The 17,209-nt window shown below is 69.8% G+C and carries 16 protein-coding genes; 3 read left to right on the forward strand and 13 right to left on the reverse strand.

Translation table 11 applies throughout. The annotated features are described in order from the left end of the window. The 6 genes from FPZ12_RS46175 to FPZ12_RS42530 all read right to left on the reverse strand — a co-directional run. Positions 1-219: hypothetical protein (locus FPZ12_RS46175; protein ID WP_208026204.1), on the reverse strand; the 219-nt coding region annotated here is incomplete at its 3' end. Between the two features lie 9 nt (positions 220-228). Then, the gene (locus FPZ12_RS42510; RefSeq protein ID WP_144748865.1) at positions 229-420 is read right to left on the reverse strand and encodes a hypothetical protein; all 192 of its coding nucleotides are present in this window, start codon (positions 418-420) and stop codon (positions 229-231) included. Between the two features lie 11 nt (positions 421-431). After that, positions 432-1,850, reverse strand: coding sequence for an amidase (locus FPZ12_RS42515; RefSeq protein WP_144748866.1), 1,419 nt, complete (start codon positions 1,848-1,850; stop codon positions 432-434). Further along, positions 1,847-2,734, reverse strand: coding sequence for a GntR family transcriptional regulator (locus FPZ12_RS42520; RefSeq protein ID WP_243770317.1), 888 nt, complete (start codon positions 2,732-2,734; stop codon positions 1,847-1,849). Before FPZ12_RS42520 ends, FPZ12_RS42515 begins: the two co-directional genes overlap by 4 nt. After that, entirely contained in the window at positions 2,731-3,324 is a 594-nt protein-coding gene (locus FPZ12_RS42525) for a cysteine hydrolase family protein (protein WP_144748867.1), read from the reverse strand. Before FPZ12_RS42525 ends, FPZ12_RS42520 begins: the two co-directional genes overlap by 4 nt. Beyond that, complete coding sequence (locus tag FPZ12_RS42530) at positions 3,324-4,961, reverse strand: purine-cytosine permease family protein (RefSeq protein ID WP_243770318.1); 1,638 nt, start codon at positions 4,959-4,961, stop codon at positions 3,324-3,326. Before FPZ12_RS42530 ends, FPZ12_RS42525 begins: the two co-directional genes overlap by 1 nt. A 236-nt stretch (positions 4,962-5,197) precedes the next feature. On the opposite strand from FPZ12_RS42530, the gene ilvD reads away from it, so the two are divergent. Further along, the gene (ilvD, locus tag FPZ12_RS42535; RefSeq protein WP_144748869.1) at positions 5,198-7,042 is read left to right on the forward strand and encodes a dihydroxy-acid dehydratase; all 1,845 of its coding nucleotides are present in this window, start codon (positions 5,198-5,200) and stop codon (positions 7,040-7,042) included. Between the two features lie 51 nt (positions 7,043-7,093). On the opposite strand, the gene FPZ12_RS42540 is transcribed toward ilvD, so the two are convergent. Next, on the reverse strand, positions 7,094-7,744 hold the full coding sequence (locus FPZ12_RS42540; RefSeq protein ID WP_243770319.1) for a DoxX family protein: 651 nt from the start codon (positions 7,742-7,744) through the stop codon (positions 7,094-7,096). A 48-nt stretch (positions 7,745-7,792) separates the two neighbouring features. Then, positions 7,793-8,707: a 2-hydroxyacid dehydrogenase gene (locus FPZ12_RS42545; protein WP_144748871.1), complete on the reverse strand. Its 915-nt coding sequence runs from the start codon at positions 8,705-8,707 to the stop codon at positions 7,793-7,795. Between the two features lie 63 nt (positions 8,708-8,770). Between FPZ12_RS42545 and FPZ12_RS42550 the strand changes: the two genes are divergently transcribed. Continuing rightward, a complete protein-coding gene (locus FPZ12_RS42550) occupies positions 8,771-9,964 on the forward strand; it encodes a PQQ-dependent sugar dehydrogenase (protein WP_144748872.1) in 1,194 nt (397 codons plus the stop codon). Positions 9,965-10,582: 618 nt separating this feature from the next. On the opposite strand, the gene FPZ12_RS42555 is transcribed toward FPZ12_RS42550, so the two are convergent. The 4 genes from FPZ12_RS42555 to gatC are packed head-to-tail and all read right to left on the reverse strand — an operon-like array spanning position 10,583 to position 14,400. Next, complete coding sequence (locus FPZ12_RS42555; RefSeq protein WP_144762067.1) at positions 10,583-11,107, reverse strand: hypothetical protein; 525 nt, start codon at positions 11,105-11,107, stop codon at positions 10,583-10,585. Between the two features lies 1 nt (position 11,108). Next, on the reverse strand, positions 11,109-12,614 hold the full coding sequence (gene gatB, locus FPZ12_RS42560; protein ID WP_144762064.1) for an Asp-tRNA(Asn)/Glu-tRNA(Gln) amidotransferase subunit GatB: 1,506 nt from the start codon (positions 12,612-12,614) through the stop codon (positions 11,109-11,111). Next, entirely contained in the window at positions 12,611-14,104 is a 1,494-nt protein-coding gene (gene gatA, locus FPZ12_RS42565) for an Asp-tRNA(Asn)/Glu-tRNA(Gln) amidotransferase subunit GatA (protein ID WP_144762061.1), read from the reverse strand. The genes gatB and gatA overlap by 4 nt, the downstream gene beginning before the upstream one ends. Beyond that, entirely contained in the window at positions 14,101-14,400 is a 300-nt protein-coding gene (gene gatC, locus FPZ12_RS42570) for an Asp-tRNA(Asn)/Glu-tRNA(Gln) amidotransferase subunit GatC (RefSeq protein ID WP_144762058.1), read from the reverse strand. The genes gatA and gatC overlap by 4 nt, the downstream gene beginning before the upstream one ends. A gap of 205 nt (positions 14,401-14,605) precedes the next feature. On the opposite strand from gatC, the gene FPZ12_RS42575 reads away from it, so the two are divergent. Further along, positions 14,606-15,259, forward strand: coding sequence for an ACT domain-containing protein (locus FPZ12_RS42575; RefSeq protein WP_144762055.1), 654 nt, complete (start codon positions 14,606-14,608; stop codon positions 15,257-15,259). A gap of 72 nt (positions 15,260-15,331) precedes the next feature. Here the strand turns inward: FPZ12_RS42575 and FPZ12_RS42580 are convergent, their stop codons facing one another. Continuing rightward, positions 15,332-16,774: an SDR family oxidoreductase gene (locus tag FPZ12_RS42580; RefSeq protein WP_144762069.1), complete on the reverse strand. Its 1,443-nt coding sequence runs from the start codon at positions 16,772-16,774 to the stop codon at positions 15,332-15,334. Positions 16,775-17,209 lie beyond the last annotated feature (435 nt).

Genomic DNA, 17,209 nt, shown 5'->3' on the forward strand with positions numbered 1-17,209 from the left:
GGCCGCCCCCGCTCGCATGTTGGCCACTCCCGCTCGCATGTTGGCCACTCCCGCTCGCATGTTGGCCGCCCCCGCTCGCATGTTGGCCATCCCCGTCGGCGTGGTGGCCGCCAGCGGTGCGGGGGTGATGTGTTGGCCGCCGCCGTCGGCCAACACACCGACGCCGTCGGCCAACACATCAACCGGAACGGCCAACACATCGACGGGAACGGCCAACATGCGCTGGGCTCAGGCCCAGTCCTCGATCCTGGCGGCCGCGCGGAAGCGCAGCGCCGGGTCGACGTAGCGGGCGGCCGGCACCTCGTACAACGCGTCGACGGCCGCGCGCTGGGCCTCGTACGCGGCCGCGTAGACGGCCACCTCTTCGTCGGACGCGGGCAGTTTCGCCTCGGCCAGCAGGGTTTTCACCACTTCGGTCATCGGGTTCCTCCTCAGGCTGCGGCCGGGACGGCCGGTTCGGGCACCCGCAGGTGCCAGTCGGTGGACTGCTGGAACGCGTCGCCCGCCCGCAGGATCGCGGCCTCGCCGAACGCGGGCCCAGCCAGCTGCAGCGACAACGGCATCCCGTCGGCGGTGAAGCCCATCGGGACCACCAGCACCGGGTTGCCGACGCTGTCCCAGTACGGCGTGTGGATGTAGGAGAACAGCTCCGAAACGTCGGGCTGTCCGCTCTCACCCAGCAGTGACTGGAAAGTGGGCGCGCCGACGGACGCCGTGGGGCTCACGATCACGTCCACGGTCTCGAACAAACGCCCGATCGCGTCCTGCGCGACGCGCCGCATCCGTTGCGCCTGAACGTAATCCGCGCCCGAGACCAGGGCGCCGTTGGCGAGCATCGCGCGGGTGGCGACGAAGTAGTCGTCCCATCGCGCCGACAGGTCGCTGCGGTGATACGCGAGCGCTTCGCAGCCCATCGTGATCATGTCCGCGGTGACCATCTCCTGCCAGTACGGCAGTTCCACCTCGATCACCGACGCCCCGCGCTCGGCGAGCACGGCCAGCGCGGCGTCGAAAGTGCCTTCCAGCGCGGGATCGCTGCCCTCGGGGAAGTGGTGCTCCCGCACGACGCCGATGCGCACCCCGGTCAGGTCTCCGGTGAACTCGGGCGCGGTGAACGGCGCGTCCACGCAGTCCGGGTCACTGGCGTCCGGTCCCGCGAGCACCTCCAGCACCGAGGCGCAGTCGCGGACCCCGCGTGCCAGCGGGCCGATGTGGTCGAGGCTGTACCCCAGCGGCACGCAGCCGGACTTCGGCACCCGACCGAACGTCGGCATCAGCCCGCTGACGCCACAGAACGCCGCGGGGATGCGGATGCTGCCCGCGGTGTCGGTGCCCAGCCCGGCGAGGAACATCCCCGACGCGACGCCGCTTCCCGTGCCGGAGCTGGAGCCGCCCGGCCAGGTCTCGGGGTTCCACGGGTTGCGCGGCACCGGGAACGGTTTCGTGGCGTCCGGCATCCCGCAGGCGAACTCCATCGTCGAGGCCTTGCCGGTGATCACCGCGCCCGCGGCCTTCACCCGCGCCACCGTCGGCGCGTCCTTCCCCGCTCCCCAGGAGCGGTCGAGGATCAGGCTTTGCGCGGTGGTCGGCCCCTCCGCCATCGCGATGATGTCCTTGACACCAAAGGGAATTCCGTGCAGCGGGCCGAGGTCCTCGCCACGGGCGAGTTCGGCGTCGGCGCGTGCCGCGCGCTCGAGGGCGTACTCGTCGAAGCGGGCGAGGTAGGTCCCGAGGGTCGCGTCGGAGGCGTCGGCCGCGGCGATCGAGGCCTCGGTCAGCTCGACGGAGGTGACGGCGCCTTCCCGCAGCGCTTTCGCCGCGTCGGTCAGCGTCCTGGGCAGTTCGGTCATGACAGCTCCTTGAAAACGCGGGAGACGAAGCGGAAACGCTCGCCGCAGGTGTGGATGAAGGCCAGGTCGAACGGGCGCCCGTCGCGGTCGTAGATCAGCTGCTCCATGCTGATCAGCGGGGCGCCCTCGCGGACACCGAGCACGGTGGCCAGCGGCGCGTCGGCGAGTTCGCAGCCGAACACGAACTCGGTCTCCGACAGCTCGACCCCGGCCTCGGCCATGAACGCGTACCAGTCGGAGACGAACGGGGCGTCGCGCAGCTTCGCCGCTTCGGGGAACAGCACGTAGTTCGTCGCCAGCGCCATCGCTTCCTCTTCGACCAACGCCACGTATTCCAAGCGCAGGCAAGGGGTTCCGGCAGGCACCTGGAGCCTGCCGGCCACCGTCGTCGGCACGGTCACGATGGAGCGGTCGATCATCCTCGGCCGCATCCGCCGGTTGAACATGCTGTCCTTAGCCGGCTCGGCCGCGCCGTGCGCTTCGGCCCACGCAGTGCTGACGCTGTGCACGATCGCCTGCGTGCCGATGCCCTGGGTACGTTCGATCAGGCCCTCGTTTCGCAGCAGCGCCAACGCTTCCCGCACGGTCGCCCGCGAAAGCCCGTGCGCGGACATCAGCTCGGCTTCGCTGGGCAGGATGCCGTCGCGGAACTGCTCACCGTGCACCGCGGCGCGCAGCATGTCGCGCAGGCGGCGCACTTCGTGGATCCTCGGCTCGCGGCTCACCCTCGGGGACGGTAAGTACCGGCCGTTGCCCGGTGATCTCCGCTGGATGACCTGGGTGTTACGCGCCAGCCCGATCATGCGACTCTGGCGGACGCGGCAAGCCGCGGCAGCGTCTTCGGCCAGCATGGTGCCGGATGGTTCGCTCGCAAGCTCGCTCATGCGGCCACCCGGACCCCGGCGAACTCCGCGGTGCGGACGACGGTCGCGAAACCGCAGTCGCGCATCACCTCGATGCCGATCTCGTGCAGCCGCGGGGTCTGCGCGGCGCAGGCGTCTTCGAGGAGGGTCACCTCGAAGTCCCGCATGACCGCCGAACGCACGGTGGTCTCGACGCAGAAGTTGGTGACCACGCCGCAGACCACGAGTTCGGTCGCGCCCATCCCGCGCAGCAACGGCTCCAGCGACGTCCACTGGAAGGCGTCGAGCCGGCACTTGTCGACCACGAGATCGTCCTTGCCGCGGCCGAGTTCGTCGACGACGTCGCCGTCCCAGCTGCCGGCCAGCAGGCCGCCGACCGATTCGAGATCCGGGCTGCGGCCCGTCAGCCACGCGCCTTCGTCGTAGAAGCCGGGACGGTAGACGTGCCGCGTGAACACCACGGGCATTCCCTGCTCGCGCGCGCTCGCCACGGCGGTGGCGGCGTTCGCGACGGCTTCGTCACCGCCCGACAACGCGGCGCCGAGCTTGGGCATCGAGCCGTCGGCGTGGCAGAAACCGTTCTGCACGTCGATCACCAGCATCGCTTTCATCACGCGACCTCCAGTTCGGGAGCGGGCTTTTCCTCGGCCGGGGCGAACTTCGGCATGCCGAGCGGGGTCGCGCCCTTGGGCGGCCGCCACGCGCTCGGCTTGCAGGCGTCCTTGCAGGCGCCTTCGGTGGAGCAGCAGAGCGAGCAGATCGTGCCGTCGTGGAACGGGCAGGTGGCCATGTCGGTCACGTCGTAGTCGCCGCCGCAGACCGCGCACGGCAGTTCGCCGTCGTTCTCCGGCAGCACGGATTCGCGGGCGATGTACCAGCGGCCCTTCGTGGCCAGCGCCACGATCGGCGGCAGCACGATCGCGACCACGAGCGCGATGAACGGGGACAGCGCCGCGGCGGTGGCGCCGAAAGCGCCGTAGTAGGCGACCATCGAGACCGCCCCGGCCACGATCATCGAGCCGAAGCCGACCGGGTTGACGTTGTACAGATGCGCGCGGTGGAACACGAGGTCCGGCGGCGCGAGCTTGAGCCAGCGCTTGTTGATCACCAGGTCCGCGACCATCGCGGCGATCCACGCGACACCGACGTTCGAGTACCAGGCGAGCACCTCGACGATGTGGCTGAAGATGTCGATCTCCATCAGCACCAGGGAAAGCCCGACCTGGAGGAACACCCACGCGGCGCGGCCGGGGTGGCGGTGCAGCAGCCGCGAGAAGAAGTTCGACCAGGACAGCGAACCCGAGTAGGTGTTCATGATGTTGATCTTGATCTGGGACAGCAGCACCAGCAGGCCCGCGAGGATCAGCGCCACCGTGTGGTTGCCGGTGAGCCGTTCGTAGACCGTGGTGAACAGGTCCACCGGGACGCCGACCTGATCCGGGCCGACCTTCGTCGAGGCGTAGCCGACCAGCAGCGTGGAGGCGAAGAAGATGCCGACGGCGAACAGCGCGAACCCGGGCCCGCCCATGATCACCGCGAGCCGCCAGCGGCCCTTGTTCTTCGCCGTCGGATCGGGCATCAGGCGCAGGTAGTCACCCTGCTCCCCCACCTGCGTCGCCAGCGAAAGCTGCGCGGCCGCGATGGTGAACACCGCGAGCACGGTGAGCCCGGCCAGCCCCGCGGGCGAAACCGTGGCCGGGTGGGTCATGTTGTGCCCGGCGTCCGGCGCCGTCGCCGCGGTGCCCAGCGCGAGCCCGATCAGCGCGATCCAGATCGGCCACGTCCACGCCTGGAACTTGGCGCTGAAGGACATTCCGTACAGGGTGAGCGGAATCATCACCGCGGACACCACGACGTAGGAGATGTGGATGTCGAGCTGCGTGAGCGCGGTCACCGCCTGCGCCATGATCGCACCCTCGTACGCCAGGAAGATCAGCGTGTAGGTGGCGTACACCAGCGACGTCAGCGTCGAACCCAGGTACCCGAAGCCGGAGCCGCGGGTGAGCAGGTCGATGTCCACGTGCTTGCGGGCGATCGCGAACGCGATGACCAGCGTCAGCGGCAGCGTCACCACGGCCGCGACCCCGAAGCCGATCAGCGAGTTCTCGAACCCGAAGGCGTCCACGAAGGCGGCGTCCAGCGCGTACCCGGCCATCGCCGAAATGCCGACGAGGCAGGACAGGAACACCATCCACGGGGACCACTTCCGAAAAGCCGCGGGCGTGTAACGCAGCGAGTAGTCTTCCATTTGCGGATTGTCAGCGAGGCCCATCACCGATCCCTTCGCTCAAGTTGAGCGAAAGTTAGAAACGGCGTATTGCCACCGCGTATCGGCTTCCGGTGCGCCCGGTTACGCCGATTCCATTCGCGACAGCGGGCCCGCCTGCCTGCGCGTTCCCACATTCCGGTCGCGGTTTCGCCGGTGCGGGGCGGTGTTGAGCCGGTACGTGATAACCGGTCCGGCGGCGAGCGTAGCCTTGATCCATGCCTCAGCTGCGTTCCCGAACAACAACCCACGGCCGCAATGCCGCGGGAGCCCGTTCCCTGTGGCGGGCCACCGGCATGACCGACAGCGACTTCGGCAAGCCGATCGTGGCGATCGCCAACTCCTACACCCAGTTCGTGCCAGGGCACGTACACCTCAAGGACCTCGGCGAGATCGTGGCCGGGGCGGTCAAGGAGGCCGGGGGCATCGCGCGCGAGTTCCACACGATCGCGGTGGACGACGGGATCGCCATGGGGCACAGCGGGATGCTGTACTCGCTGCCCTCGCGGGAGATCATCGCCGACTCGGTCGAGTACATGGTCAACGCGCACCAGGCCGACGCGCTGGTGTGCATCTCCAACTGCGACAAGATCACCCCGGGCATGCTCAACGCCGCGATGCGGCTGAACATCCCCACCGTGTTCGTCTCCGGTGGCCCGATGGAGGCCGGGAAGGCCGTGGTGGTCGGCGGGGTGGCGCAGGCGCCGACCGACCTGATCACCGCGATCTCCGCCTCGGCCAGCTCCGAGGTCGACGAGGACGGTCTGTCCATTGTGGAGCGCTCCGCGTGCCCCACGTGCGGCTCGTGCTCGGGCATGTTCACCGCGAACTCGATGAACTGCCTCACCGAGGCGCTCGGGCTTTCGCTGCCGGGCAACGGTTCCACGCTCGCCACGCACGCCGCCCGCAAGGCGCTGTTCGAGAACGCCGGCCGCACCGTGGTCGAGCTGTGCAAGCGCTGGTACGGCGAGGACGACGAGAGCGCGCTGCCCCGCAACATCGCCACCCGCGAGGCCTTCGAGAACGCGATGGCGCTGGACATGGCGATGGGCGGCTCGACGAACACCGTGCTGCACATCCTCGCCGCCGCGCAGGAGGGCGAGGTCGACTTCACCCTCGCCGACATCGACGCGATCGGGCGCCGGGTGCCGTGCCTGTCCAAGGTGGCGCCGAACTCGGACTACCACATGGAGGACGTGCACCGCGCCGGCGGCATCCCCGCGATCCTCGGCGAGCTGTACCGGGGCGGGCTGCTCAACACCGGGGTCACCTCGGTGCACTCGCCGACGCTGGAGCAGTGGCTGTCCACTTGGGACATCCGCGCCGAGTCGCCGTCGGAGGAGGCCGTGGAGCTGTTCCACGCCGCGCCGGGCGGGGTCCGCACCACCGAGGCGTTCTCCACGGAGAACCGGTGGTCCTCTTTGGACACCGACGCCGAGGGCGGCTGCGTGCGCGACCTCGAGCACGCGTACACCAAGGACGGCGGGCTGGCGATCCTGCGGGGCAACCTCGCCGAGAACGGCGCGGTGATCAAGGCCGCGGGCATCGACGAGTCGCTGTGGAGGTTCCAGGGCCCGGCCAGGGTGCTGGAAAGCCAGGAAGAGGCCGTGTCGGCGATCCTCGGCAAGAAGGTGCAGCCCGGCGACGTGCTGGTGATCCGCTACGAAGGTCCCGCCGGCGGGCCGGGGATGCAGGAGATGCTGCACCCCACGGCGTTCCTCAAGGGCGCGGGCCTCGGCAAGAAGTGCGCGCTGGTCACCGACGGCCGGTTCTCCGGTGGTTCCTCGGGCATCTCGGTCGGGCACATCTCGCCCGAGGCGGCGTCCGGCGGTGTGATCGGCCTGGTGCAGGACGGCGACCAGATCCTGATCGACGTGCACGAGCGGAAACTGGAACTGCTGGTCGAGGACGAGGTGCTCGCCGAACGCCGCGCGAAGATGGATGCGAGCGAGCGTCCCTGGCAGCCGGCTGAGCGGCAGCGCCCGATCACCGCTGCGCTGCGCGCGTACGCCCGGATGGCCACCTCGGCCGACACCGGCGCCGTCCGCGACCCGAGCAAGTAAACCGACGAAACGAAGCGGCGGGGGCGCGGGCGCGCCCCCGCCGCTTTTTCGTCAGCGGAACAACATGATCAGCGCGACCGTGACACCCGCGGCCAGCACGAAGCCGACGAAGGCGAAGGGCACCGGGCGGCGGCGCCACGGGGTGTTCACGTCGACCGAGATGCGGCCGGGCCCGGTGAACAGCAGCGCCAGCGCTATCCCGCCGAGCACGGCGTGGAACTCGTACCCGGCGCCGTTGTCGAGGAAGAACCCCGGGTGGTCCAGGTACTGCAGGTACACCGCGTTCGCGATGACCGCGAGCAGCGCGGCGGCCGCCGCGGGGGTGAACAGGCCGAGGATCAGCAGCCCGCCGGCGGCGATCTCGGTGATGCCGCCGACCCAGGACAGGATCGTGGTCTGGTGGACGTAGCCCTGGTCGCCGAGGATGCGGGTGAACTCGGCCATGCCGGGGCCGCCGAACAGGCCGAACACCTTCTGCAGGCCGTGCGCCCCCACCACACCGCCAAGGACGACGCGCAGGATCAGCAGCCCGAAGTCGAGCCCGCCGTGCCACACGCTGGCAGGCCGGTCCTCCTCGTAGGCGAGCCTGTCCTCCGGCTCCGACAGCGAGCTGTCGTAATCCGTGTTCGCGTCCACCGGTTCGTGAAAGCCGGAATCCTCGAACAGATTGTGCCGACCGTACTCATCGCTGTGGGTTGTCACGCGGGGAGAGTAGGCCATGCCACCCATTCGGCGCACTAATTTCGTGGGTCAATATTCTCCGTGCACCAGATTGTGCGGAAGTTCCCCACCCGCGTACCGCGCGATTTCCGCGGCGGCGACAGCGTAGGAACGGCGTTGCAGCCCGCGGGCGGCCCCCGCGACGTGCGGCGTCAGGACCAGGTTGGACGCTGTCCAAAGTGGATGCCCCGGCGGCAGCGGTTCGGGGTCGGTGACGTCGAGCGCGGCCCGCAGCCTGCCGGAGTTCAGCTCCGCCAGCAGCGCGTCGTTGTCGACCACTTGCCCACGCGAAACGTTGACCAGCAACGAGTTGTCGGCCATCGCGGCGAGGAACCGCGCGTCCACCATGCCGCGCGTGCGCGAGGTCAACGGCACCATCAGCACCACCACATCGTGTTCGCCGAGCAGTTCCGGCAGCTCCTCGACGGGCCGGACCCCTTCGCGCGCGGACATCGCGACCATCGTCACCGACGCGTCGAACGGTTCCAGCCTGCGGCGAAGCTGATTTCCCAGATCACCCGCGCCGACAATGAGCACCCGTTTGTCCTGCAAAGTGTCGGTCGTATGGCGGTTCCAGCGTTGCGCCGTTCGGTCGAGCGCGAAATTCCCCAATTCCCGGTATACGGAGAGCAACACGGCGATGACCCATTCCGCGGTACTCCCACCGTGCGCTCCCCGGCACGTGGACAGCAGAACTCCGTCCGGCAGCGCGCCGATCCAGTCCTCCCCACCGGCCAGCAGGAGTTGGACGAGCTTGAGCTTCGGCAGCTGCCCCAGCAGCCCGCCCCATTCCGCGGCGCGGTGCATTCCCGGCACCAGCACTTCGGCCTCGGCCGCTTCCGGCGGCAGCGGTCCTCCCCACGTGTAGCGGACCGGTCGCACCCCGGCGAGCCCCGCGAGCGCCCGCTCGCCGTCTTCGTCGGGGACCAGCACGGTTACAGGCATGAACGCACCGTATCGCCGGGCGCTTACCCATGACTCACGCGTGCCCGCCTAGGCTGGAGACCTATGCGTGTTGGGTTGGGCAGGACTGCGTGGCTGATGGCGGCTTGCGGTGTCGTGTTGTCCGGCTGCGCCTCCTTCGACGACCGGGCGGCGGGCCAGACCTTCGAACCCGCGCCTGAGCTGTCCGCCCCGGCCGGTCCGCAGCCCGAGCTGCCCGAGATCGACGGCAGTTCCGGGGACGGCTCCACCGCCCCGAAGCCCTCACAGACCACCGTTCCGCCGCCGCAGGGTTGCACGGATTACGACAAGGCCGTCATCGCCACCTGCCTGGACACGGTGGCCGCGGTCGCCGCGCTGCCCAGCGGGAGCTCCGCGCCCAGCGCACTGGCCGGTGAGCGCAAGAGCGGCCAGGTGCTGCAGGTCGCGAGCGGGGCGAAGTCCTCCCAGCTGGCGAAGCTGGACGTCGTGGCCACCGGTGACGGCGGCCTCACCAGCCTGGCGCTCTCGCCGACGTACAGCGAAGACCAGTTGGTGTTCGCCTACATCACCACGGCCAGCGACAACCGTGTCGTGCGCTTCGCGAAGGGCCAGACGCCGAAGGCCGTGCTGACCGGGATCCCCAAGGGCGCCACCGGCAACCGCGGCGCCCTGCTGACAGACGGCAAGGGCGCGCTGCTCGTCGCGACGGGTGACGCGGGCAACCCCTCCGCGGCGGCCGACCCGAACTCGCTCGCGGGCAAGCTGTTGCGTATCGACACCTCCGGCAAACCCGCCCAGGGCAACCCGACGGCGGGCTCGCCGGTGTACGCCACCGGCCTGCACTCCCCCGGCGGCATCTGCAAGTCCTCGGATGCGTCGCGGCTGTGGGTGACGGACGCGCAGGCGACCACCGATGCGGTTTACAAGGTCACCGCGGGCGCTTCACTCGCGGCGCCCGCCTGGACGTGGCCGGACAAGCCCGGTGTCGGTGGCTGCGCGGACAGCGGCCAGTCGGTGCTGGTCGCGACGGCGGCGGGCAGCAGTGTGCAAGAGGTGCCCATCACCACGGACGGTTCGGTCGGCGGGCAGCCGAAGGCCGTGATGGACGGCAAGAACGGCACCGGCTACGGACGCTACGGCGGCATGGACCCGATCGACGACCAGTACGCCGTCGTCGGAACCGTGAACAAGGACGGCGGCAAACCCGTGTCCAGCGACGACCGTGTAGTGATCATCCAACTGCAGCCGAATCCCGGTGGGGGCACCGGGAAGGACTGAGGTTCGTCTGCGCGGGCGGGCAGGCGGGCTCTCCACGCGAGCGGCGGCATCTCCACGCGGGCGGGAAGTCTGCGCCAGCAGACGGCCCGCCCGGAGTTGGGTGGTCATCCCGTCGCCTGCCCTGGCCCTTATCACTTCAGCCCGGGCCCGCAACCTTTTTCACCAGCGCGCGGCCGAAGGCATGAAGCTTGCGGGCCTGGGCTGAAGTGATACCGCTACCGCAGGCGACGGGATGACCACCCAACTCCCCCAACCCAGCCACGCTGGGAGTTAAGCGTGTCTGCAAAACCCCCTGTCATCCCGGAGCCAGCCCGTCCGGCGAGGACATTCTTTCTCTTTTTGCTTTGTTGTTGCGCTGAGACAGCAACGGACGCGCGGAGGCCGCGCTAGGGGACCCCTCCGCCGCCCCGATCCGGAAGTGTTTGCGATCTCGGCACCGCGTCAAGGCGGGAAAGATGCCTTGACCCGGCACCGAGATCGCAAAGGACGGCTGGGGATCGGAGCGGCGGAGGGGTGTGGCCGTCGGGACGGCTCGCTTCGCGTTGCCGGGTGGCGGTTGGTTGGGTGGTTGTCGGGTGGCTTGCGTTGCGTCGCCGGACGAGAGTGCCGGGCGCCGGCTCAGCTTCGACCGGCGGGGTGTTTCCGCGCCAGCCGGACATCCAGCACCGCCGCCACCAGTGAAACCACACCGCAGGCCAGGGCCAAATACCGTCCGAAGCCGCCGTAGATGCCTACCCCACCGTCGTGCAGCAGGTCACGCACGTCCTGGTCGAACTGCCAGCTGATGGCCAGCCAAGCGAGCAGCATCAGCACCACCGCGACAGCCACGGCGATCAGCCACAGGTGCGGCAGGCCGCTCACCCGCGCCTTGCGGAACTGTCCCAGCGCCACCACGAGCAACCCGGCCAAGGCAAGCAAGACCGGCCCGGCCCAGGCCAGGAAACCCGTGGTGAAAGCATTCCTGGCCACTTCGCCGGACGGGAGCGAGTTCAGTGCGTCCTCGACGTCCTGCTGGGTGGCGGACAGGTTCGTCCACGGCAGGAACAACGCTCCCACGGAGACGAGCCCCGTGCCGAGCGCTGTCCACTCCCGCCACGACACACGCGCGAACGAGAACCGCTGCCGTTCCGGGGCGCCCTTCAACTCAGGCGCCCACCCGCTCGATGATCAGCTCACGCACGCGCTTCGCGTCGGCCTGGCCCTTTGTCGCCTTCATGACCGCGCCGACGATCGCGCCCGCGGCCTGGACCTTGCCGCCACGGATCTTGTCCGCGATGTCCGGCTGCGCGGCCAGCGCTTCGTCCACCGCCGCAAGCAAAGCCGAGTCATCCGAGACGACCTTCAGCCCGCGCTTCTCCACGACCTCACGCGGCGAGCCTTCGCCCGCGAGCACCCCCTGGACGACTTCCTTGGCCAGCTTGTTCGTCAGCTCACCGGAACCCACCAGCGCGATGACCTCGGCGACCTGCGCCGGAGTGATCGGCAGCTCGGCCAGCTCGACCTCGCGGGCGTTGGCCTCCTGCGCCAGCGTGGAGACCCACCAGCCGCGAGCCTCCTTCGAGGACGCACCGGCCTCGACCGTCGCCGCGACCAGCTCGACCGCGCCCACGTTGAACAAGTCACGCAGCTCGGCGTCGGACAGGTCCCACTCGGTCTGGATGCGCTTGCGCCGCTCGGCCGGCTTCTCCGGCAGCGTCTTGCGAAGCTCCTCGACCCACTCCCGCGACGGCGCGATCGGGACCAGGTCGGGCTCCGGGAAGTACCGGTAGTCCTCCGCGGTCTCCTTGGTGCGCCCGGCGGACGTGGTGCCGTCGGCCTCCTGGAAGTGCCGCGTCTCCTGGGTGACCTTGCCGCCCTCGGCGAGCAGCGCGCCCTGCCGCGTCATCTCGTAGCGGACAGCGCGCTCGACGCTGCGCAGCGAGTTGACGTTCTTGGTCTCCGTGCGGGTGCCGAACTCGGTGGCGTCCTTGGCCATCAGCGACACGTTCGCGTCACAGCGGAGCGAACCCTGGTCCATCCGGACATCGGAAACATCCAGCGCCCGCAACAACTCGCGCAGCGTGCTCACGTACGCGCGGGCCACCTCGGGGGCGCGCGCGCCGGTGCCGGTGATCGGCTTGGTGACGATCTCGATCAGCGGCACGCCCGCGCGGTTGTAGTCCAGCAGCGAGTGGTCCGCGCCGTGGATCCGCCCGGTGGCGCCGCCGACGTGCAGCGACTTGCCGGTGTCCTCCTCCATGTGCGCGCGCTCGATCTCCACGCGCACGACCTCGCCGTCGTCCAGCGTCACGTCGAGCCAGCCGTCGAAGGCGATCGGCTCGTCGTACTGCGAGGTCTGGAAGTTCTTCGGCATGTCGGGGTAGAAGTAGTTCTTCCGCGCGAACCGGCACCATTCGGCGATCTGGCAGTTGAGCGCCAGCCCGATCCGGATGGCCGACTCCACGGCCTTGCCGTTGACCACCGGCAGCGCGCCGGGCAGGCCGAGGCAGGTCGGGCAGGTGTGCGTGTTCGGCTCGCCGCCGAAGACGTTCTCGCAGCCGCAGAACATCTTCGTGTTGGTGCTCAGCTCGGTGTGCACCTCGAGCCCGAGCACCGGATCGAACCGCTCGATGACCTCGGCGTAGTCCATCAGGCCGGCGACCGCGGTCATGCCGACACCCCTTTCAGCTCAGGCAGCTTGTCGAGGAAGTCCCCGCGGGCGACCTCGTACGCGGCACCGACGCGGTACAGCCGTTCGTCGGCCAGCGCGGGCGCCATGATCTGCAGGCCGACCGGCAGACCGTCCTCATCGGACAGTCCACTCGGGACGCTCATGGCGGCGTTGCCCGCCAGGTTGGCCGGGATGGAGCAGATGTCGGACAGGTACATCGCCAGCGGGTCGTCCACCCGCTCCCCGATCTTGAACGCCGTGGTCGGCGTCGTCGGCGAGACGAGCACGTCCACCTGCTCGAAGGCCGCGTCGAAGTCCCGCGTGATGAGCGTGCGGACCTTCTGCGCGGAACCGTAGTAAGCGTCGTAGTAGCCCGAGGACAGCGCATACGTGCCGAGCATGACGCGGCGCTTGACCTCCGGGCCGAAGCCCGCCTCACGGGTGAGCGACATGACCTCTTCGGCGCTGTGCTCGCCGTCGTCGGAAACCCGCAGGCCATAACGCATCGCGTCGAACCGGGCCAGGTTCGAGGAGCATTCGCTCGGCGCGATCAGGTAGTACGCGGGCAGCGCGTAGACGAAGTTCGGGCAGGAGATCTCGACGACCTCGGCGCCCAGCTCGCGCAGCTTGTCCACCGCCGACTCGAAGGAGCGCAGCACGCCGGGCTGGTAGCCCTCGCCGCTGAACTCCCTGACGACACCGACCTTCACGCCCTTGAGGTCACCGTTGAGCCCCTCGCGCGCGGCGGCCACGACCGGCGGCACCGGGGCGTCGATCGAGGTGGAGTCCATCGGGTCGTGCCCGGCGATCACCTCGTGCAGCAGCGCGGCGTCCAGCACCGTGCGCGCGCACGGGCCCGCCTGGTCCAGCGAGGACGAGAACGCCACCAGCCCGTACCGCGAAACGCCACCGTAAGTCGGCTTCACCCCGACCGTTCCGGTGACCGCGCCGGGCTGGCGGATCGAGCCGCCGGTGTCGGTGCCGATGGCCAGCGGGGCCTCGAACGCCGCGAGCGTGGCGGCCGAGCCACCGCCGGAACCGCCCGGGATACGGGCGTGGTCCCACGGGTTGTGCGTAGGGCCGTACGCGGAGTTCTCGGTGGAGGAGCCCATCGCGAACTCGTCCATGTTCGTCTTGCCCAGGATCGGCAGGCCCGCCGCGCGCAGCCGCTTGGTGACCGTCGCGTCGTACGGCGGGATCCAGCCTTCGAGGGTCTTCGAACCGACGGTGGTGGGCATGTCGATGGTGGTCAGCACGTCCTTGACCGCCAGCGGGACCCCGGCCAGCGCGGAGGCGGGCTCGGCCGCCTCGTCGGCCGCCTTCGCCGCGGCGAGCGCGCCCTCGGCGTCCACGTGGAGGAAGGCGTGCACGAAGTCGTCGACCTGCGCTATCCGGTCCAGGTGGGCCTGCGTGACCTCGACGGACGAGACCTCGCGGGCCTGGATCTTCTCGGCCAGCTCGGCGGCCGTGAGCCTTGTCAGATCGGTCACTGTTCCTCCCCCAGGATCCGCGGCACGCGGAAGCGTCCCTCTTCGGCGGCCGGCGCCCCCGACAGCGCCTGCTGCTGCGTCAGCCCCGGCCGGACCACGTCCTCGCGGAAGACGTTGGTCAGCGGCACGGCGTGCGAAGTCGGCGGGATCTCGTCTCCGGCGACCTCACCGACCTTGGCGACGGCGTCCAAGATCTGGTCGAGCTGACCTGCGAATACGTCGAGCTCTTCGGCCGTGACCGCCAGCCTGGCGAGTTTGGCGAGGTGCGCGACCTCGTCTCGGGAAATGTTGGGCACGCGGGCTACTCCCGGGGTGTACTGAACAAGGGGGCTTGTAGTCAGCAAGTCTATGGCCGCCCCCTTGACGGGATCGACTGGGTTATGCACGGATTGGTCTCGGAACGCGGACAGTGACTCCCGGGCGCACGCTCCGTCTGTCACAATCAGCGGCCGGCAAGCGCTCCACGGCAAGGCTGGGGCGCCCGACCCGAGAGGGGTTCCGTTGTCCTTCCTGATCCGGGTGCAGCTCCCGGACTCGCCAGGCACCCTCGGCGCGGTCGCGACGGCGCTCGGCACCATCGGGGCGGACATCCTCAGCGTGGACGTGGTCGAGCGCACCGGCGGGCTGGCGATCGACGACCTCGTGTGCGAACTGCCCTCGGGCAGGCTGCCGGACGCGTTGATCACCGCGGCGGAGAGCATCCCCGGGGTCGAGGTGGACGCGGTCCGCCCGTACGCCGGCGTGCTGGACACCCATCGGGAACTGGAACTCGTCGAGGAGATCGCGGCCGCGCCGGCCTCCGGGCTGGAGACGCTGGTCGAGGGCGTGCCGCGGATCATCCGCGCGGGCTGGTCGATCGTGTTCTCCTACACCGACGGCGGCGTCGAGCGCCTCGCCTCCTCCGCCGCCGCGCCCGAGGTGCCGATCACCGACCTGCCGTGGCTGCCGCTGGAGCGCGCCACGGTGCTGGACGGCGAGGACTCCTGGGTGCCGGAGACGTGGCAGGAACTGGGCACGGAGCTCGCCGCGACGCCGCTGGGCAAACCGGACCGGGCGATGCTGATCGGCAGGCCGGGCGGTCCACTGTTCCGCGCCGCCGAGGTCGCGCGGCTCGCGCACTTCGCCGGGATCGTCGCCGTCGTCCTGGACAGCTGAGCTACTTCTCGCCCTCCGCGGCGCCCGACGACGCTGTCGTGCCATGCCGACAAAGATTTCCACGGCACCGAGCTACCCCTCGCCCTCGGCGGCGCCGGTGATGTTCCGTGCCATGCCGCCGAAGACGACGTCGTGGAAGGGTGAAATCCCTTTCCAGTAAAGGTGTCCGGCGAGCCCGTGCGGCTCGAACACCGCGCGCTGCCGGTAGGTCGCGCCGCCGCCTTCCGCCGGTTCGGCGGACAGCTCCAGCCAGGCGCGGCCGGGCACGCGCATCTCCGCCTTGAGCCGCAACAGGTTCGGCCGGTCGAGCGTCTCCACGCGCCACCAGTCGAGCGCTTCGCCGGTGTGCAGGTAGCGCGGGTCGCGACGGCCGCGACGGAGCCCGGCGCCACCGGCGAGCCGGTCGATCCAGCCGCGCACCGACCACGCCAGCGGGAACGAGTACCACCCGTGCTCCCCGCCGATGGACTCGATCACCTTCCACAGCGTGACCGCGTCGGCGCTGGTGTGCCGCTCGCGCACGTCCTCGTAAAGGCTGCCACCCGACCATTCCGGGTCCAGTGGCTGCGGGTCGGCGCTGGCGTCCGACCAGCGGGTGGGCACGTCGGAGTTGCGGATGCGGGTCAGCGCGAGCTCGATCGCGCGCTCGTAGTGGGTCAGCCCGCCGTCGGGATCGGGGATGTGGCGGACGATGTCGTGTTCGTGGCAGACCACCTCGTGCACCAGTGATTCGATCAACGGCACCGCGATACTGCGCGGCACCGGGGTGACGAGGTTGACCCACTGCGCGGACAGCCACGGGGTCAGCACCGGCACCGGGAACATCGCCCGCCGCGGCAACCCGCTCACCACCGCGTAGCGGCGCATCATCTGCAGGTAGGTCAGCACGTCGGGGCCGCCGATGTCGAAGCCGCGGTTGAGCCCGGCGGGCAGCGCGGCGGCGTGCACGAGGTAGTGCAGCACGTCCCGGACCGCGATCGGCTGTACCCGGTTGTGCACCCAGCGCGGGGTGATCATCGCGGGCAGCCGTTCGGTCAGGTAGCGCAGCATCTCGAAACTGGCCGATCCCGAGCCGAGGATGATCGCCGCGCGCAGCACGATCGTCGGCACGCCCGAACCGAGCAGGATTTCGCCGACCTCGGCCCGCGAGGCCAGATGCTTCGAGAGCTCCTCGCCGTCCGGGGTGATGCCGCCGAGGTAAATGATCCGGCCGACCCCGGCCTTGGCGGCGGCCTCCCCCACCGTGCGGGCGCTTTCCCTGTCCAGGCGGACGAAATCCCGGCGGTTCAGGGCGTGCACGAGGTAGTAGACGATCTCCTGCCCGTCGACCGCGCCGGCGACCGACTCGGCGTCGCTCACGTCGGCGGCGACCACCTCCACCCGGTCACGCCACGGCACGTCCCGGAGCTTGACCGGATTCCTGGCCACCGCGCGGACGGTGTGGCCGGCCCGCAGGAGTTCCGGCACGAGTCGGCCGCCGATGTACCCCGTCGCTCCGAACACCACGCACCGCATGGTCTCGATCGTCACTCACCCGAGCCAAGACGGCCAGTCCGATGTCGACGGTGAGCGCCACCGACTCTGGTGCCCAACCGACGCCCGGCAACGCAACGCGAGCCACCCCACCACGCACTCCACCGCCGCCCGGCAACGCGAAGCGAGCCGCCCCGACGACCACACCCTCCGCCGCTCCGCGCGCGTCCGTTGCTGCCCCAAGCCGAGCAACAACAAAACAAAAAGACAAAAGATCCCCTCGCCGGGGAGGCAGACTCCGGGATAACAGGGGTTTCGCAGATCCACTCACCGAAGTGCGTGGCTGGGTTGGGGAGTTGGGTGTCATCCCGTCGCCCGCGAAAGCGGTATCACTTCACCCCGGACCCGCAAGCTCTGTGTTGCCAGGCCCGCGCCGGGCAAAAAGGTTGCGGGTCCGGGGCGAAGTGATGAGGGCCT

The sequence above is a fragment of the Amycolatopsis acidicola genome (assembly GCF_007713735.2).
Classification (GTDB): domain Bacteria; phylum Actinomycetota; class Actinomycetes; order Mycobacteriales; family Pseudonocardiaceae; genus Amycolatopsis_E; species Amycolatopsis_E acidicola.

Excerpts from the sequence above, each read along its gene's own strand:
- FPZ12_RS42510 (WP_144748865.1), bottom strand. The coding sequence starts at position 420 with ATGACCGAAGTGGTGAAAACCCTGCTGGCCGAGGCGAAACTGCCCGCG.
- FPZ12_RS42515 (WP_144748866.1), bottom strand. The coding sequence starts at position 1,850 with ATGACCGAACTGCCCAGGACGCTGACCGACGCGGCGAAAGCGCTGCGG.
- FPZ12_RS42520 (WP_243770317.1), bottom strand. The coding sequence starts at position 2,734 with ATGAGCGAGCTTGCGAGCGAACCATCCGGCACCATGCTGGCCGAAGAC.
- FPZ12_RS42525 (WP_144748867.1), bottom strand. The coding sequence starts at position 3,324 with ATGAAAGCGATGCTGGTGATCGACGTGCAGAACGGTTTCTGCCACGCC.
- FPZ12_RS42530 (WP_243770318.1), bottom strand. The coding sequence starts at position 4,961 with ATGGAAGACTACTCGCTGCGTTACACGCCCGCGGCTTTTCGGAAGTGG.
- ilvD (WP_144748869.1), top strand. The coding sequence starts at position 5,198 with ATGCCTCAGCTGCGTTCCCGAACAACAACCCACGGCCGCAATGCCGCG.
- FPZ12_RS42545 (WP_144748871.1), bottom strand. The coding sequence starts at position 8,707 with ATGCCTGTAACCGTGCTGGTCCCCGACGAAGACGGCGAGCGGGCGCTC.
- FPZ12_RS42550 (WP_144748872.1), top strand. The coding sequence starts at position 8,771 with ATGCGTGTTGGGTTGGGCAGGACTGCGTGGCTGATGGCGGCTTGCGGT.
- gatB (WP_144762064.1), bottom strand. The coding sequence starts at position 12,614 with ATGACCGCGGTCGCCGGCCTGATGGACTACGCCGAGGTCATCGAGCGG.
- FPZ12_RS42580 (WP_144762069.1), bottom strand. The coding sequence starts at position 16,774 with ATGCGGTGCGTGGTGTTCGGAGCGACGGGGTACATCGGCGGCCGACTC.